We start from the raw sequence: 15,797 nt of genomic DNA on the forward strand, positions 1-15,797 counted from the left end.
GCAAACGGACCCTGACCGCCCTCCACCTTGCCCTATTCAGGCCGACAGACCAACCGTGCGGCCAGCTCTGCGACAACAAAGGCGGCAATGATCTGAGGGCGCTTGTCACGAGGCCCCTGCGCCCCGATGGGACAGACGAGCGTATCGATCTGTGCCTGACTAAGCCCGATATCGCGAAATCCGGCTTCGAAGCGCCGCCTCTTGCTGCGTGATCCGATCAACCCGACATAGGCCAGATCGCCCCGCTCGAGGGCTGCGGCCACGATCAGCGCATCGAGCGTATGGCTGGGCGTCATGACCAGAGCCCCATCGCCGGGTTTCAGACTGGCGATCTCGCGCTCCCATTCATCGGTCACGCAGGTCCGCACGCCTTCGGGCACAGCACCGAATTCCTCCGCCCGTGGATCGATCCAGCGCAGGGATAGCGGCAACAGAGACGCCGCCTGCATAAGCGCGCGCCCAACGTGACCAGCGCCGAACACCGCGAGAACCGGCCAGGACAGACGCTGCGCCCTGATGGACCGTAATTCGGCATCGAGATCGAAAACCGGCTCGTAGCGGATCACCACCACCCCGCCGCAGCATTGATTGGCCTGCGGCCCCAGAACGAAGCGGCTTTCCTCTCGCCCGGCCTCCCCTCGCAGAATCTGCCGCGCACGTGCCAGAGACTCCCATTCGAGCTGGCCACCGCCAATGGTGCCAGTCTGGGCCGTCTCGGTCACAAGCATGAAGGCCCCCGCCTCTCGTGGGGTCGACCCTCTGGCCTCTGCCACCACCACGCGCAGCACGGCCACAGCCTGGCGCTGCCAGGCGTGGATGAGATCGAAATCGATCAGGCCGAGGCTCCATCGGCATGCTGTGCCTGCACGCGCATGACGGTTCGCAGCAGTGTCTCCGGCGTTGCCGGAGCATCGAGAGAAGGACAGGTGCGATAGGCGCTCAGGCTCGCAATGGCATCCGAGAGCGCATGAAGCACCGCCACGCCATGGCACAAAGGCGGCTCACCCACGGCTTTCGAGCGATAGATGGTTGCCTCACGATTGGGCGCGCCCTCGAGCAGCGCCACGTTGAAAATACGCGGCCGATCCGAACAGGCAGGGATTTTATAGGTGCTCGGGGCATGGGTCCGCAGCCTTCCCTGTGCATCCCAGACCAGTTCTTCGGTCGTCAGCCAGCCCGCCCCCTGGACGAAAGCCCCCTCGATCTGGCCGATATCGATGGACGGATTGAGCGACTCCCCCGCATCGTGAAGGATATCGACACGATCGATGGTGTTTTCGCCGGTCAGCAGATCGAGCGTTACCTCGGCACAGGCGGCACCATAGGCGAAATAATAGAAGGGCCGCCCCCTGCCTGTCGCCGCATCCCATGAGATTTTGGGCGTCTTGTAGAAACCGCTGGCCGAGAGCGAGATACGGGCGAAATAGACCTGCCAGACGAGATCACGAAAAGAGACGATTTCCTCTCCGATCCTGACCCCCTCCTGCGTAAAAACGATCCGCTCCGGTTTCACCTGCCATTTCTCTGCGGCAAAAGCGATCATGCGCCCTTTGATCTGGGTAACCGCATCAAGCACCGCCATGCCATTCAGATCGGCCCCGGAAGACGCCGCCGTTGCCGAGGTATTGGGCACCTTGCCCGTAGTGGTGGCGGTAATGCGGACACTTTCGGCCGGCAGGGCGAATTCGTGTCGGACGATCTGCACCATCTTGGTATGCAGCCCCTGTCCCATCTCCGTACCGCCATGATTCACCTGCACCGAACCATCGGTATAGACATGCACCAGCGCCCCAGCCTGATTGTAATGGGTCGCCGTGAAGGAAATGCCGAATTTGACCGGAACGAGGGCAATACCCTTGCGCAGAGTCCGGCTCGTGCTGTTGAAATCGCGCAAGGCCTGTCGGCGCGCACGATAATCGCAGCGTTCGGCCAGTTGGGTCATGACCAGATCGGTAATCGAGTCCTCGACCACCATATGATAGGGCGTCACATTACGCTCGCCCGTGCCGTAGACATTGCGCAGACGCACATCGAGCGGGTCCATGCCCGTGGCAAACGCGATTTCCTCGATCACGCGCTCGGCGGCGATGATGCCCTGAGGCCCGCCGAAACCACGAAATGCCGTGTTGGACTGCGTGTTGGTCTTCAGAGCGAGCGAGCGAAACCGCACATCGGGGTAGAAATAGGCGTTATCGGCATGAAACAGGGCACGATCCGTCACCGGGCCTGAGAGATCGGCTGACCAGCCGCATCGGGCAGCAAGCTCCATATCCACAGCCAGAATATCACCCTGATCGGTGAAGCCGATATCGTAGCCCACCTTGAAATCATGGCGCTTGCCGGTGATGACCATGTCATCATCACGATCGAGGCGCATCTTGGCAGCCTGCCCGGTCAACTCGGCCGCCAGTGCCGCGAGACAGGCGCAGCCATTGGCCTGCGATTCCTTGCCGCCGAACCCGCCGCCCATACGCCTGATCTCGGTTGTAACGAGATGATGCGGCCGCCCCAGCACGCTGGCCACGAGATGCTGCGTTTCGGAGGGATGCTGCGTGGAGGACCACAGACGCATCTCGCCTGCCTCGCCGGGCTGGGCCAGCGCCACCTGCCCTTCGAGATAGAAATGCTCTTGGCCGCCAATAGTCAGACTGCCCTGAAGCCGCCTTGGCGCAGTTTCGAGCGCAGCCGCCACATCGCCACGCGCCATGGTGAGCGGGCGCCAGACGACGGCACTGCCATTGGCTTTCGCACTATCGATATCGAGAATGGCAGGCAGTTCTTCATAAACGATACGCGCCAGCTTGACCGCGCGTCTGGCAATGGCGCGCTCAGTCGCCACCACGGCAAAAATCGGCTGGCCGACATGCTGCACCAGATCCTGCGCCAGAAGCGACTCGTCATTGGCATGAACTGGGCTGGTCTGGTTCTCGCCGGGAATATCGCTAGCAGTCAGCACGCGCACCACGCCCGGCAGCGCACGCACGGCGGAAAGATCGACCGAGACGAGCCGCGCATGAGCCTTCTCGCTCAACCCCGGCACAACATGCAAAAGCCCCTTGGGCTCGGGCAGATCGTCGATATAGAGCGCCCCTCCCGTGACGTGCAGCACGGCACTTTCATGCTTCATGTCGCGGGGCGACTCAGTCGTAGCGGTAACGGGAGACAGCGCATCGGGCGTGATCTGCTCAGACATGAACGAGCCCTCCTGCCTTGGCGAGGCGCGTCATCTCTCCACGGCTCTCCTCGAAGAAACGGGTTAGCAGATTGGCCGCGACGGTTTGACGATACCAGGCGCTGGCGCGCATATCGCTCAACGGGGTGAAGTCCTCTGCCAATGCCAGACGCGCCGTTTCGAGCGTGGCCTCGTTCCAAGGCGCGCCGATCAGAGCTGCCTCTGCGCGCGCAGCCCGACAAGGGGTTGCTGCCATGCCGCCGAAAGCCAGACGCGCCTCCATCACGTTTCCACCTTCGTCCAGACGCAGCGCGAAAGCGGCAAGCACAGCGGAGATATCCTGATCGAAACGCTTCGAAATCTTGTAGCTGCGATAGAAAATGTCTTCGGCGAGTGGAGGAATGCTGACGGCCTCGATGAACTCACCCTCCCGCCGATCCTGCCTGCCATAGGCCAGAAAATACCGCTCGAGCGGGATCACGCGCCTCTCTCCCCCGCAACGCAGATGCAGCATGGCCCCGGCGGCAATAAGCGCCGGTGGGCCGTCACCGATAGGCGAACCATTGGCGATATTGCCGCAAAGCGTCGCGCTATTGCGGATAGGGGTCGAGCCGATGCGCCCGATAAGCGCACCGAAATCGGGCAGCAGCGTGGCCAATGCTTCACGTGCAGCATCATAGGTAACTGCCGCCCCGATATGGAGCCCGTCCTTATCACGCTCGAGCCGCATCAGATCGGGGCATTGTCCAATAAAGGCCACCTGCGGCAGGGAGCGCATGGCCTTGGTTACCCAAAGGCCGACATCGGTAGCCCCTGCCACGATCAGCGTCTGGGGATGAGTCTCTAGATAAACTGCCAGCGAGTCTGCGCTGGCAGGAAGAAATATCGCTCCATGGGTCGTCTCGACCGACACATCCTCGCCGTCCTGCAGCGCTGCGAGTTTTGCTCCAAGTCCCGCAAGCGCGGTTTCGAAAGGGCTGTCCGGTGCAGCGAGCGCCTGCTTCATGGCGCGCACGATCGGCGTATAGCCGGTGCAGCGGCACAGGTTGCCGGAAAGGGCCGAATCAATCGCGGCATCATCATCCGATCGCCCGTCTGCGTTGCGATAGGCGACCATCGACATCACAAAACCCGGCGTGCAGAAGCCGCACTGCGCGCCATTGAGGTTGACCATCGCCTCCTGAACAGGATGCAGCGCAGCCGCTTGACCGACATCCTCGATGGTAAACAAGGCGGCGCCGTCGAGCATCGGCAGAAGCTGGATACAGGCGTTGGTGGCTTTGAGAACCAGGCGATTCTGGCGCAAACGCGCGATAATCACCGTGCAGGCGCCGCAATCGCCCTCGTTGCATCCCTCTTTCGTGCCTGTGCGGCCCTCATGACGCAGCCAGTCGAGCAGGGTCTGGTCGGGGGCGACGTCGGCCAGACTGACGAGGCGCTCCCCCATATAGAACCGTATCGACTGACGCATGAGGACCCCTTCAAAAAGCGGAAAGCAGAGGAATGAAAGGGCTCGACCCCTTCGCCATTTCCTGAAACTCTTGTATGATTGGGAGATTCGACGTCAGAGAACAATCAGGAATATTGCATTTCCTGCCTTGTTCTCGCTTCGAACTGCGCCTAAGGCTCCACGGCCATTCCAAACGCAAGAGGATCACAATGAAATCCACTGATCTGATCGACCGCATCGCCGCCGCTACCGGTGGCACCAAGGCCGACGCCAAGACCGCCCTCGACACCGTCTGGGCCAGCATCATCGACGCCGCCACCAAGGGCGACGAAGTCTCCATCCCGGGCTTCGGCAAGTTCCAGGTTCGCTCGACGGCAGCTCGCCAGGGCCGCAACCCGAAGACGGGCGAGACGATCGAGATCGCTGCTTCCAAGAAGCTCAGCTACTCCCCGGCCAAGAACGTCAAGGACGCGCTGACCGGCAAGTAAGCCGATCGAGGCGTCTGTCGGTCGAGGGTGGTTGCCGCCCCACCCGGACGCCCAGGATCAGGCCGGGTTCCAGCTTCTCTCGAGAAGGGGGCCCGGCCTCTCCATTCGCCCAGGTCGGATTTGCTAACCACCTGCGGCGCAAACAAGAAATACCATTAAAAAGCGCTCTCATCCCCGCAGCGATGCTTGCAAAAGCGGACGGGTTTCGTCACGTTCCGCGCTATGGTGCCCCGCTTTCTACCCGCTCTTCTCGTCGCTTTCCCCATCCTGTCTGCCCAGGCCGAAACGCCCGAGGCTCAGGCAACGGCGCGTATCTTCGATCATATACGCAGCGATCCAACCCGTCTGACCCTGTTCATGCGCAGCTTCCCGAAAGGGGGCGATCTGCATAATCACCTTGCAGGTGCTATCCCGGCAGAGAGCTTTCTCGACTGGGCCAGCGAAGACGGACTCTGCGCGTCACTCTCGCAGGGGCGCATTCTCCCCACCAAATGCCGCCTTGCCACACCGGGCGATATTCCCGTCTCGCAGCTCAAGGCCCATGACGACGCGCGCTCCGTCATGATCGATTCTCTATCGATGCATGATTTCGTGCCTTCGGCCACAGACCGCTCCGGGCACGATCACTTTTTCTCGACTTTTGGACGCTTTGCACCGGTTCTTGCTGCCCATCAGGGCGCCATGCTGGCTCAGGCGCGCGATCAGGCCGCCGCCGATCATGTCGTCTATCTCGAACTCATGATCTCGCCCGGGCTGGGCGCCATGGTGAAGGCTGGCGACCAGCACCCGCTGCACGATCTCGACCTCGCCGCCGCCCACGAAGCACTCGCCGAAGAACGCCCCCGCCTCGTTGCCGAAGCACGCCATGAGACGGATGAGATGGAGCATGACGCGCGCGACATCATGCAATGCGACACGCCCGCCGCCCATCCGGGCTGTGCCGTGACGGTGCGGTATCTGTTTCAGGCCATACGCACCATGACGCCTGCGCAGGTCTTCACCCAGCTCGATGCGGGCTATCAGCTCGCCCATGACGACAAGCGCTTCGTGGGGCTGAACTTCGTTGCCCCTGAAGACAACGCTGTCGCCATGGCCGATTACAGCCTGCATATGCAGATGTTCGCCAAGCTGGGCGCCCTTTATCCAGACGTGCGGCTGAGCCTGCACGCTGGCGAACTCACCCCCTCCCTCGTTCCATCGAGCGGGCTGCAAAGCCATATACGCGACGCCGTCGAAATCGCAGGGGCAGAGCGCATTGGCCACGGTGTGGATATCATGTGGGAGAAAGACCCCATCCGCCTGCTCAATGAAATGGCCCAGCGCCGCATCGCTGTGGAAATCAACCTGACGAGCAACGCGGAGATACTCGGGGTAAGCGGCAGCGCGCATCCCCTGTCTCTCTATAGACGCGCCCATGTGCCGGTCGTGCTCTCGACCGATGATGAAGGCGTATCACGCAGCAATCTGACGCTCGATTATCTCAAGGCTCTGTCGACCACCAGCCTGAGCTATGCCGATCTCAAGACCTTGTCGCGCAACAGCCTGACCTATGCCTTCATTCCCGGCACCAGCCTTTGGGATGGCGATCATATTACGACGCTCTGCAAGGCACCCCAGAGCTTCGCCTGTGCCGATTTCCTGAAGAAAAGCGAGAAGGCCCGCTTGCAGCTTCAGCTCGAGCAGAATTTTGCGACCTTCGAAAACACGATCAGCCACGAACCCCTCTTCCAGTGAAGTTCCCCATGATGAAACGCCTTCTCGCTCTTACCGCGCTCTCGTTGAGTGGCGCTGCTGTCACCACTCCGACGCTGGTTCACGCCGCCGAAGCAGCCCCTGCCGCCGCGAAGATCCCGGTGCGCGTCGTGGTGGTGACGACCTTCGAGATCGGCAAGGACACAGGCGACACGCCGGGCGAGTATCAGAACTGGATCGAAAAATTCCCCCTCGTCCAGACCCTGGCCGCCCCTGGTACCGATCACGGCGTGATGCACTACAACCCCGACCTTCAGGTTCTGGCCATCGCCAGCGGTGAAGGGCCGGAACACATGGCCTCGGCCATGACCGCTCTCGTTCTCGACCCGCGCTTCGACCTGCGTCACAGCTACTTTGTGCTCGCAGGCATTGCGGGGATCGACCCCAATTTCGGCACGATCGGCGCGGCTGTCTGGGCCCCGCGCGTCATCAATGGCGGGCTCGCCCATCTGGTCGACCCGCGTGAAATCCCCAAAGACTGGCCCGACGGCTTCACCCCCGTTCAGGGCAGCCGCCCCGACGAAACGCCGCGCCCGCCGTTGCATTCGCTCTCGGGTGACATGATGTACACCCTCAATCCCGGCCTGACCCGCTGGGCATTCGACCTCACGAAAGCAATCTCCCTGCCCGATAGCGAGGGCATGAAGCAGAGCCGCGCCCGTTATCACGGTTATGCTCCCGCCCAGAAGCCCCCCTCGGTCATGATGGGCGACACGATTTCGGGCGAAACCTTCTGGGTCGGCAAGCTGATGAATCGCTGGGCTGAACGCTGGGTGCGCTACTGGACCGATAACCAGGGCGTTATGGCGACCACTGCCGAGGAAGACGTGGCCTTCTGTCAGGCCCTTGCCCTTCAGGCCAAGGCGGGTCGCGTCGATCCTGAACGCGCCCTCGTGCTGCGCACATCGAGCAATTTCGATATGCCCCCACCGGGCCAGACCGCAGCCCAGCTTCTCGCCGATGAAGCGAATGAAAAAGGCTATTCGGCCTTCATCCCCTCGGTCAACGCCGCCTATCAGGTCGGTAGCGTGGTGGTACGCGAGCTTGCCTCGCATTGGGACCGGTATGAGAGCGCAATTCCTGCTGCTGGCAAGTGAGGCTTATGGGGCTTTGCACCACACACCATCAAAGGGCCTTCGCCCTTTGAAAACCCGTTTATTCTGATTTACTGGGCGCCAAGCAGCGCGCTCTGGATCCTGCCTGTCTCGACCATCGCGAGCCAGGAGAAAAAGCGGGATGAAAGGGGCAAGCCCCTTTCCGGGGGCGGGGCAGCGCTCCGCTCAGACCGACAGGGCATAGCCTCTCTCCCGCCAGCGCGGCAATCGCCCGTGGAAACATTTTCATTGGAAGCGCGCTAACCCGAATGGCCGCAGAATTTGCCCGGAGACAGGCCAAGCAGTCGGGTAAAAGCTTTGGTAAAGGCACTTTGTGACGCATAGCCGCTTTGGGCCGCCGCCTGAGTCACGCGTTCTCCCTGAGCCAGAAGGGTAGCTGCATGGAAAAGACGGGCCTGCGTGATCCATTGCTGCCAGTTCATTCCGGTCTCTCTATCGAAATAGCGCCGAAAACTGCGCTCCGACATCCCCGCTTCACGAAGCGCCATGCCCAGACACGCCCCGCCGGGATCGAGCAAAGCACTATCCATGGCGCGCTGAAGCGAAGGGTGCGTTGCTTTGGGCAGCGTGAATCCCTGCTCTCCCGCGTGCCGAATGGCCTCCTGCAACAACAGAACGAGCGTCTGGAAAAAGCTCTTTGCAACCGGGTCAGGATCGCACGCCCCATCCGGCCAGCGAAGGGCGTGAAAGAGCATCTCCTGAATCATCGGGGATATGGGAAAGGCTTGTATAGACCGATAGGCCTCGTCCACATACCCCGGATCCAGAAACAGCGAGAGCCCGTCCAGATTTCGGATCAACGTGCGATGGCGGCTATAGGCGGGTATCCATAGGGCGTGACCTGCCGGAAGAAGATGGCGGCTTTTGTCTCCCTCGACCTGCGTCGTCCCTCTTCGGGCAAATAGAACCTGATGATGCGGATGTGCATGCCACGCATAGAAGAGGGCTTCGCGCGACTCTCTTCGCGCCGTTCCGGCCCCTTGCAACCGGTCGAGATGGCTCTTTTCGAGGACAGCTTGCGTTTCCTCGACAGTCAGGGTCTTCATTTGGCCGATATCCGCTTTTTTCTGACCGTCGCGCGTCAGACGGCCACCTGATTCCTTCCTATCCTGCCAGGATCAAGAGAGGAATGACGATGTCGATTTCGCATGACACCAGAATCATCGAGCAATTCACGCGCTGGGCCGCCAACTTTGCCGCCCAGCCCATCCATGCCGAAGCCGAAAGCATGGCACAGACCATCGCGGCTTGCGATGTCGCGCAGGGGACGCGCGTCCTCGATGTCGCCTGCGGCCCCGGCATCGTCTCCTGCGCCCTGGCCGCCCAAGGCGCAAACGTGACCGGCCTCGATCTGACCCCCGCCATGATCGACCAGGCGCGCCAACTGGCCAGCCGACGCGGGCTTTCCGCCGCCTTCGAGTGCGGCAATGCCACTGATCTGCCTTTTCAGGACAACCAGTTCGACCGGGTCATCACACGATACAGCTTTCATCACATGCAGAACCCGCAGGACTGTCTGGGCGAGATGGTGCGCGTTTGCCGTCCGGGCGGACGGGTCGTCGTCATCGACGCCACGCCAGAACCCGCATCCCAGCAAGGATACAATCGAGCCGAAAAACTGCGCGACCCTTCTCATACATCCGCGCTCACACGAACACAGCTTCTCTCTTTGGGCGAACAGGCCGGCCTGACCCCGATCTTCACCCAATCCTATCGCCTCGAATCAAGGCTGGAAGATCAGGTCGCCCAGGAAGATCGCCCCGCCCTGCAGGCGCTTTTTGCCGAAGACATCGCCAATGGCACAAATCGCCTCGGTATGGGCGCCTTTCACGCAGCAGACGGCATACGCTTCTTTTTTCCGATCTCGATTATCGTCTGGCGCAAAGACCCGGCCTGAACGGAGACATCGCCTTCGGGGAGGCATAGGGCGCTGCCCCATACCCCGCCAAAGGGCAGTCGCCCTGTGGGAACGCGTTTGTATCGGAAGAGAAAGCGGAAGGTGAGACAGGGGCTGTTTCAGGCGTTCAGAAGAAGACTCACCAGGCGAGCCAGCATTGCTTCTTCCTCAAGCCCGAAACGGGACATTTCGGGGCTATCGATATCGAGCACACCGAGAAGCTCACCGTCACGGATCAAAGGGAGGACGATCTCGGATGCCGAAGCGGCATCGCAGGCGATATGACCGGGAAAGCTGTGCACGTCGTCGATGCGCTGGATACGGCGCTCAGCAGCTGCCGTGCCGCACACGCCGCGCCCCATGGCGATACGCGTGCAGGCCACGCGCCCCTGAAACGGTCCGAGAACCAGCTCGCCATTTTTGAAGAGATAGAACCCTGCCCAGTTGATACGCGGCAACGCCTCGAACAATACCGCGGCGATATTCGCCATATTCGCGATCAGGTCGCTTTCGGCAGCGACGAGGCCTTCAACGGCGGAGAGAATATCGTCCTGGGTCAGTTTCAGGTCAGAGGCGCTCATTGGGCTTCACTTTCAGAGGTTCCGAAAGACGATATACCCTGCCACGACAAAAATGAGACCCGCAAAAACCAGTTTCAGCGTGGCGCCGGAGCCTTTCCCCAGCCTGCGTGCCAGATGCGTGCCGACCAGCGAGCCGATAACGCCGCCTGCGATGAACCATCCTGCAAGCGGCCAGTCGACCAGACCCGACAAGGCATAACTGGCCGCGGTCGTCACGCCGAAAGCGGCTACCGCCACCAGTGAGGTACCGACCGCATTGAGCACCGGCATATGCGTTGCGGCCATCAGGGCGGGCACGATCAGAAAACCGCCGCCGATCCCGAAAAACCCTGAAAGCCCGCCGGTGCACAGACCGAAGAGCCCGACCTTCCAGACATTATCGCGGTTACAGGCAGCACCCGGTATGCCCTCGTCATGACGCCCCCTGATCATGGCCACCCCGACCAACACCATCAGGAAGGCGAAAAGCAGCAGGAGACGCTGACCATCCACGGCCTTGCCGAACTGCGCACCCAGTGCCGCACCCAGCATACCGGCTGGGGCGAAAAAACCCGCGCAGCGCCATTTGACGGTGTGCTCTCTGGCGTGACTCACCAGACCGGCCAGTGCATTCACGGCAACGGCAAAAGCACTGGTGCCGATAGCGATATGGGGATTACGCACCCCGACCGCATAGATCAGCAACGGCACGGCAAGGATAGACCCCCCGCCGCCGATCAGACCCAGAACCAGCCCAACAAGGCTGCCCGACGCAAGGGCAGGCAGAAAAGGCGTTGCAAGCATAAACCGTGATCAGCCCTCATTCTTCCTGGCGGGACGCACGAACAGTTCGCGCCCGCGCAGCATGAAATCCCAGTAGAGGCGCGGCATGATCTTCTCTTTCAGAAACCAGGCCAGACGCGTGGGCTTCTTGCCGTTCAGTATCCAGCCCGGCAGGGTCGGCATCAGCTTGCCGCCATAGCCGAACTCGGCAAGCACGATCTTGCCGCGTTCGACGGTCAGCGGGCAGCCGCCATAGCCATCATAGGCGTAATCGAGCTTGCGACCCGAAAGCTGGGCGATAAGGTTCTCGACAACGACGGGCGCCTGCTTGCGGGCGGCGGCTGCGGTCTTCGCGTTGCTGGTGCCTGCGACGTCACCCACGGCAAAGACGTTCGGAAAGGCCGTGTGCTGCATTGTGTCGGGATGAACGGATACGAAACCGTCCTGACCCGCCAGAGGCGAGGATTTGATCACATCGGGCGCCGTCTGGGGCGGCACGACATGCAGCATGTCGAATTTCCGCTCGATACGCTCGACGCCGTTTTCGGTCGTGCGTTCGAACGTCGCGATTTTGTTCTCGCCATCGACTGCGACAAGACGCGATTTCAGCGTCAGATCGATGCTGTAGCCTTTGATATAATCCATCAGGGCAGGCACGAAATCGGCCACACCGAACAGGCTGGGCGTTGCTGTGTCAAAAGTGACCTGCACACGGCCCAGCACGCCTTTACGACGCCAGGCATCGCAGGCCAGATACATCGCCTTTTGCGGCGCGCCTGCGCATTTGATGGGCATGGGCGGCTGGGTGAACAGGGCCGTTCCCTCTTCGAGCTTGCTCACCAACTCCCAGGTGTAAGGCGCCAGGTCGAAACGGTAGTTCGAGGTCACGCCATTCTTGCCCAGCGTCTCGGTCAGACCGGGAATAGCCGCCCAGTCGAGCTTGAGACCGGTGGCGACGACCAGCGCGTCGTAGAGTATCTCGCTGCCATCGCCGAGTTCGACGCTGTTCTGCTCGGGCTTGAACCCTGTCACCGCCTGACGGATCCAGCTCGCCCGTGCGGGGATAAGCCCTACCTCTGAGCGCCGCGTGTCCTTGGCCTCGAACACGCCGCCACCGACCAACGTCCATCCGGGCTGATAATAATGCTCGGTCGAGGGCTCGATGACGGCCACCAGCAGCTCGGGCCGACGGCGCAGCAGACTTGCCGCACAGGCCAGACCGCCTGCGCCGCCACCGACCACCACAACATCGAAACGCTGGCTCTTGGGGGCAGGCTCTTCCGTCTGGGCAGATGCCAGCTCGAACAGGTCGGAGGCGCGGCGGCCCGAGCGGCAATAGGCCAGAACCTTGCCTGTGTTGTCCGGCCCGATCATCTCGGCCAGAGTATGACGCATTACAGTGACGCTGTGCGCGTCGGGCGTGGCGCCCATCCGCACCGGAATATAAGCGAAAGCGAGGCCGCATTTCTCTGCGGCAACGCCCAGATCGGCAACGTTGGGCTGGTCCTTCTCCTCGCCGTCAGGGCGGGTCGAGATGATGGCGGTGAAGCCCTGCTCCTTGAGGGCGGGAAGATCTTCGACCCGGATCTGGGGCGATACGGCGAAATGCGCTGTGAGAAAACGAAGGGACATGAGCGTGCCTTTCTCTTGTCAGACTGTCTTGTTTGCCAGGGTCTTGAGAGCTTAGAGCGTGTCGAGCGGTATCTTGATGTAGCGCGTGCCGTTCTCTTCGGGTTCCGGCAGGCGCCCGCCGCGCATATTGATCTGGACGGACGGCATGATGAGATTCGGCAAGGACAATGTCGCATCACGTTTCGTGCGCATCTCTACGAACTCGTCTTCGCTCACTCCGTCATGCACATGCAGATTGTTCTCGCGCTGGGCGCCGATCGTGGTTTCCCAGGCGTAGAAGTCACGCCTTGGCGCCTTGTAGTCATGACAGAGGAAAAGCCGCGTTTCGCGGGGGAGCGATAGCAGCCGCCTGATCGAACGATAGAGCTGCCTTGCGTCACCACCGGGAAAATCGGCGCGTGCCGTGCCGAAATCGGGCATGAACAGCGTATCGCCTATAAAGGCTGCATCTCCGATGACAAACGCCATATCGGCAGGCGTATGACCCGGCACATGCAGGGCAATTGCCTCGATTTCACCGATTCTGAAACCATCGCCATCTCTGAAAAGATGGTCGAACTGCGAACCGTCGCGCGCAAACCGGGTACCTGCGTTGAAAATCTTTCCGAAGACTTCCTGAACGCGTGTGATCTCGGCACCGATAGCCAGCTTGCCGCCGAGCTGCTCCTGTAGCCAGGGCGCTGCTGACAGGTGGTCGGCATGAGCATGGGTCTCCAGTTGCCAGACCACAGTGAGGTTTTCATTTTTTATGAAATCCAGAACAGCCTGAGCGCTTTGCGACGAAGTGCGCCCGGAAGCCGGATCGTAATCGAGCACGCTGTCGATCACGGCGGCTTCTCGCAGCACCGGATCGAAGACGATATGGGACGCTGTAAAGGTCGGTTCGTCAAAAAAGCTCTTGACCACAGGGCCGCGCCGCATGCCCTCGCGCGTCTCGCTTATAAGCTTCTCTGCCTTGTCTCTCTGGGCGTCATCCATGATATCGCTCCCCGCATTTACATATATCGCGAATATGATATTTCGCCATTTATGTAAAAATGATAAGTCCTGACGTCAAGAAACGCTTTCTTAAAGATGAGGACACACAGTGGAGGACGCATTGACCGTTATGCCGCCGACGCTAGGATCGAAAGCCCCAAACTTCCGCGCGCGTACGACGCAAGGCATGGTAACGCTTGGAGATTACCGCGGGCGCTGGGTGGTGCTCTTCTCTCACCCTGCCGATTTCACGCCAGTATGCACAAGCGAGTTCATGGCTTTCGCGAACGCCCAGGATGAGTTCGAGTCGCTGAATTGCCAGTTGATGGGGCTGTCCGTCGACAGTCTTCCCTCTCATCTTGCCTGGTTGGACGCCATCCGAAGGGAGCTTGGCGTGAGCATACGCTTCCCGGTGATCGAGGATCCGTCAATGGCGGTGGCGCGCGCCTATGGCATGCTCGATCAGAGCGCTGAAAACAGCAGCACGGTCCGGTCGAGCTTCATTATCGATCCCGAAGGTATCATTCAGACCGTCCTGACCTATCCGCTTTCGGTGGGGCGATCGGTCAGCGAGATCCTGCGGACAGTGAGAGCCCTGCAGCATTCGACCCGCACCCACTCCCTCGCCCCGGAAAACTGGCAGCCGGGAGAACAGGTCTTCGAACCTTCCGCACTCATTTCCGATGATGTTTCGATGCAGGATTCCCCGCTCTGGTTCTATCGCTTCAGAGGGGACCAGCCATGAAGCCTGCGTTGAAAGAAAATCTGGCGCCCCTTCTCGAGCGCCTGCGTCTCTACAACCAGGCACAGCGCCTGGTGATCCTCGCCGCCCTGTGTGCGCAGCCAAGATCCGTCTCTGAAATCGAACGCGAGACCGGAATCGGCCAGCCTGCCCTGTCGCAACAGCTCGGGGAACTGAGACGCGCCGGGCTGATCTCGGCCAGACGCGAGGCGCGCGAGGTGGTGTATGATTTTGCCTCTCCGGGTGAGAAATTCAGGGCTGAGATCATCCTCTCGCTGTTAAAAGGCGGAAGCGACTCGCTTGGACAGGTTGCGATGTCTCCCGGCCATGTGGGGGCACAGTTCGCCTCGATCATAAGCGACTGAACCCTGGCCGGGCCTGATTTGAGGCCTTTCAACATACAAGGAACAGCCTGTTGTCTTTACCGTCGATCGTTCGACTGGCCTGGCAAATGCCCCTCTTGCTGGCCCTCACCTCGTGCTCCGTGAGCGGCGATGGCCTCGCTCCCGCCCTACCGGACGAACGGCTTGCGCTCGCCGCCCCGCCTGCTGCCCATAGCGCCGCCCAGGCCGAGGACGATCGTATCTTTCGTGAAACGCGCAGACTTGTCGGCACCCCGCGCTGGACTCTGGCCACAAGCGATGCCGACCTTCATCCTGCGGCCTTTCTCAGCCATTATTCCTGCGCGGTCGGTTTCACCCTCGATCTCGCGAAGGCGCCTCATCTCGCCCGGATCATGACCATCATCGCCAAGGCAGAGACACCGCGCACATCGGAAGAAAAACATTACTGGAAACGCGCGCGCCCCTTTATCGGCAATGATGCGCCGATCTGCGTGGCGCGCTCACCCGAGCTGAGCAAGAGCCCCTCCTATCCCTCCGGCCATACCATCGCGGGCTATTCGACAGCGCTCGTTCTGTCAGCACTCATGCCCGAACGGGCCGCACCGATCCTGCAACGCGGCCGGGTGATCGGCGAAAGCCGCATCATCTGCGGCGTGCATTGGGCGTCAGACGTCGCGGCGGGCTATCAGGCAGCAGGCGCCTTCGCGGTGGCCCTGCTGGAAGACCCGTCACTCCGGGCGCTCATGCCACAGGCACGCCAGGAACTGAGGAAAATGGCCGCAGAGAGCAGCCCGCCAGATCCGGCGCTCTGCGCGCTTGAGGCAGACGCCGCCGCGCATTCTCCTTTCAACCAGCCCTGAAACTGAGAGAGGCCGCCTGGGGGG

General features: G+C 61.2%; 15 protein-coding genes. 7 read left to right on the forward strand and 8 right to left on the reverse strand.

All coding sequences use genetic code 11. The features are described from left to right. Positions 1-32: 32 nt before the first annotated feature. Genes xdhC through xdhA form a run of 3 tightly spaced genes read right to left on the reverse strand, consistent with a single transcriptional unit; the run spans position 33 to position 4,643 of the window. A complete protein-coding gene (gene xdhC, locus ABHV46_RS04990) occupies positions 33-794 on the reverse strand; it encodes a xanthine dehydrogenase accessory protein XdhC (RefSeq protein WP_438383240.1) in 762 nt (253 codons plus the stop codon). Between the two features lie 38 nt (positions 795-832). After that, a complete protein-coding gene (gene xdhB / locus ABHV46_RS04995; RefSeq protein ID WP_438384261.1) occupies positions 833-3,127 on the reverse strand; it encodes a xanthine dehydrogenase molybdopterin binding subunit in 2,295 nt (764 codons plus the stop codon). 58 nt (positions 3,128-3,185) lie between these two features. Then, positions 3,186-4,643: a xanthine dehydrogenase small subunit gene (gene xdhA, locus ABHV46_RS05000; protein WP_438383242.1), complete on the reverse strand. Its 1,458-nt coding sequence runs from the start codon at positions 4,641-4,643 to the stop codon at positions 3,186-3,188. Positions 4,644-4,831: 188 nt separating this feature from the next. Between xdhA and ABHV46_RS05005 the strand changes: the two genes are divergently transcribed. The 3 genes from ABHV46_RS05005 to ABHV46_RS05015 all read left to right on the forward strand — a co-directional run bounded on the left by ABHV46_RS05005 (position 4,832) and on the right by ABHV46_RS05015 (position 7,959). Continuing rightward, positions 4,832-5,110, forward strand: coding sequence for an HU family DNA-binding protein (locus ABHV46_RS05005; protein ID WP_025840521.1), 279 nt, complete (start codon positions 4,832-4,834; stop codon positions 5,108-5,110). A gap of 186 nt (positions 5,111-5,296) precedes the next feature. Then, positions 5,297-6,844: an adenosine deaminase family protein gene (locus tag ABHV46_RS05010; RefSeq protein WP_438383245.1), complete on the forward strand. Its 1,548-nt coding sequence runs from the start codon at positions 5,297-5,299 to the stop codon at positions 6,842-6,844. An 8-nt stretch (positions 6,845-6,852) separates the two neighbouring features. Next, positions 6,853-7,959, forward strand: coding sequence for a purine nucleoside permease (locus tag ABHV46_RS05015; RefSeq protein ID WP_438383247.1), 1,107 nt, complete (start codon positions 6,853-6,855; stop codon positions 7,957-7,959). A gap of 257 nt (positions 7,960-8,216) precedes the next feature. Here ABHV46_RS05015 and ABHV46_RS05020 read toward each other — a convergent pair whose 3' ends face one another. Beyond that, positions 8,217-9,023, reverse strand: a complete 807-nt coding sequence (locus ABHV46_RS05020) for an AraC family transcriptional regulator (protein WP_438383251.1) — start codon at positions 9,021-9,023, stop codon at positions 8,217-8,219. An 83-nt stretch (positions 9,024-9,106) separates the two neighbouring features. Here ABHV46_RS05020 and ABHV46_RS05025 point away from each other — a divergent pair, with 83 nt between their 5' ends. Then, positions 9,107-9,874, forward strand: coding sequence for a class I SAM-dependent methyltransferase (locus ABHV46_RS05025; RefSeq protein WP_438383253.1), 768 nt, complete (start codon positions 9,107-9,109; stop codon positions 9,872-9,874). Between the two features lie 119 nt (positions 9,875-9,993). Here ABHV46_RS05025 and ABHV46_RS05030 read toward each other — a convergent pair whose 3' ends face one another. From ABHV46_RS05030 to ABHV46_RS05045, 4 genes are read right to left on the reverse strand one after another with little or no spacing between them, the layout of a single operon-like run. Next, a complete protein-coding gene (locus ABHV46_RS05030) occupies positions 9,994-10,455 on the reverse strand; it encodes a GAF domain-containing protein (protein WP_438383255.1) in 462 nt (153 codons plus the stop codon). A gap of 12 nt (positions 10,456-10,467) precedes the next feature. After that, positions 10,468-11,238, reverse strand: a complete 771-nt coding sequence (locus ABHV46_RS05035) for a sulfite exporter TauE/SafE family protein (protein WP_438383257.1) — start codon at positions 11,236-11,238, stop codon at positions 10,468-10,470. Positions 11,239-11,247: 9 nt separating this feature from the next. Then, positions 11,248-12,849: a beta-lactamase hydrolase domain-containing protein gene (locus ABHV46_RS05040; protein WP_438383259.1), complete on the reverse strand. Its 1,602-nt coding sequence runs from the start codon at positions 12,847-12,849 to the stop codon at positions 11,248-11,250. A 51-nt stretch (positions 12,850-12,900) separates the two neighbouring features. Further along, a complete protein-coding gene (locus ABHV46_RS05045; protein ID WP_438384262.1) occupies positions 12,901-13,770 on the reverse strand; it encodes an MBL fold metallo-hydrolase in 870 nt (289 codons plus the stop codon). A 187-nt stretch (positions 13,771-13,957) separates the two neighbouring features. Between ABHV46_RS05045 and ABHV46_RS05050 the strand changes: the two genes are divergently transcribed. Genes ABHV46_RS05050 through ABHV46_RS05060 form a run of 3 tightly spaced genes read left to right on the forward strand, consistent with a single transcriptional unit; the run spans position 13,958 to position 15,773 of the window. Beyond that, positions 13,958-14,572 (forward strand): peroxiredoxin, encoded by a 615-nt coding sequence (locus tag ABHV46_RS05050; protein WP_438384264.1) that lies wholly within the window; start codon positions 13,958-13,960, stop codon positions 14,570-14,572. Then, positions 14,569-14,934 (forward strand): ArsR/SmtB family transcription factor, encoded by a 366-nt coding sequence (locus ABHV46_RS05055; protein WP_438383262.1) that lies wholly within the window; start codon positions 14,569-14,571, stop codon positions 14,932-14,934. The genes ABHV46_RS05050 and ABHV46_RS05055 overlap by 4 nt, the downstream gene beginning before the upstream one ends. A 50-nt stretch (positions 14,935-14,984) precedes the next feature. After that, complete coding sequence (locus ABHV46_RS05060) at positions 14,985-15,773, forward strand: acid phosphatase (protein ID WP_438383266.1); 789 nt, start codon at positions 14,985-14,987, stop codon at positions 15,771-15,773. The last annotated feature ends 24 nt before the right edge of the window (positions 15,774-15,797 follow it).

The sequence above is a fragment of the Asaia sp. BMEF1 genome, assembly GCF_051628905.1.
In the GTDB taxonomy this organism is placed as follows: Bacteria; Pseudomonadota; Alphaproteobacteria; order Acetobacterales; family Acetobacteraceae; genus Asaia.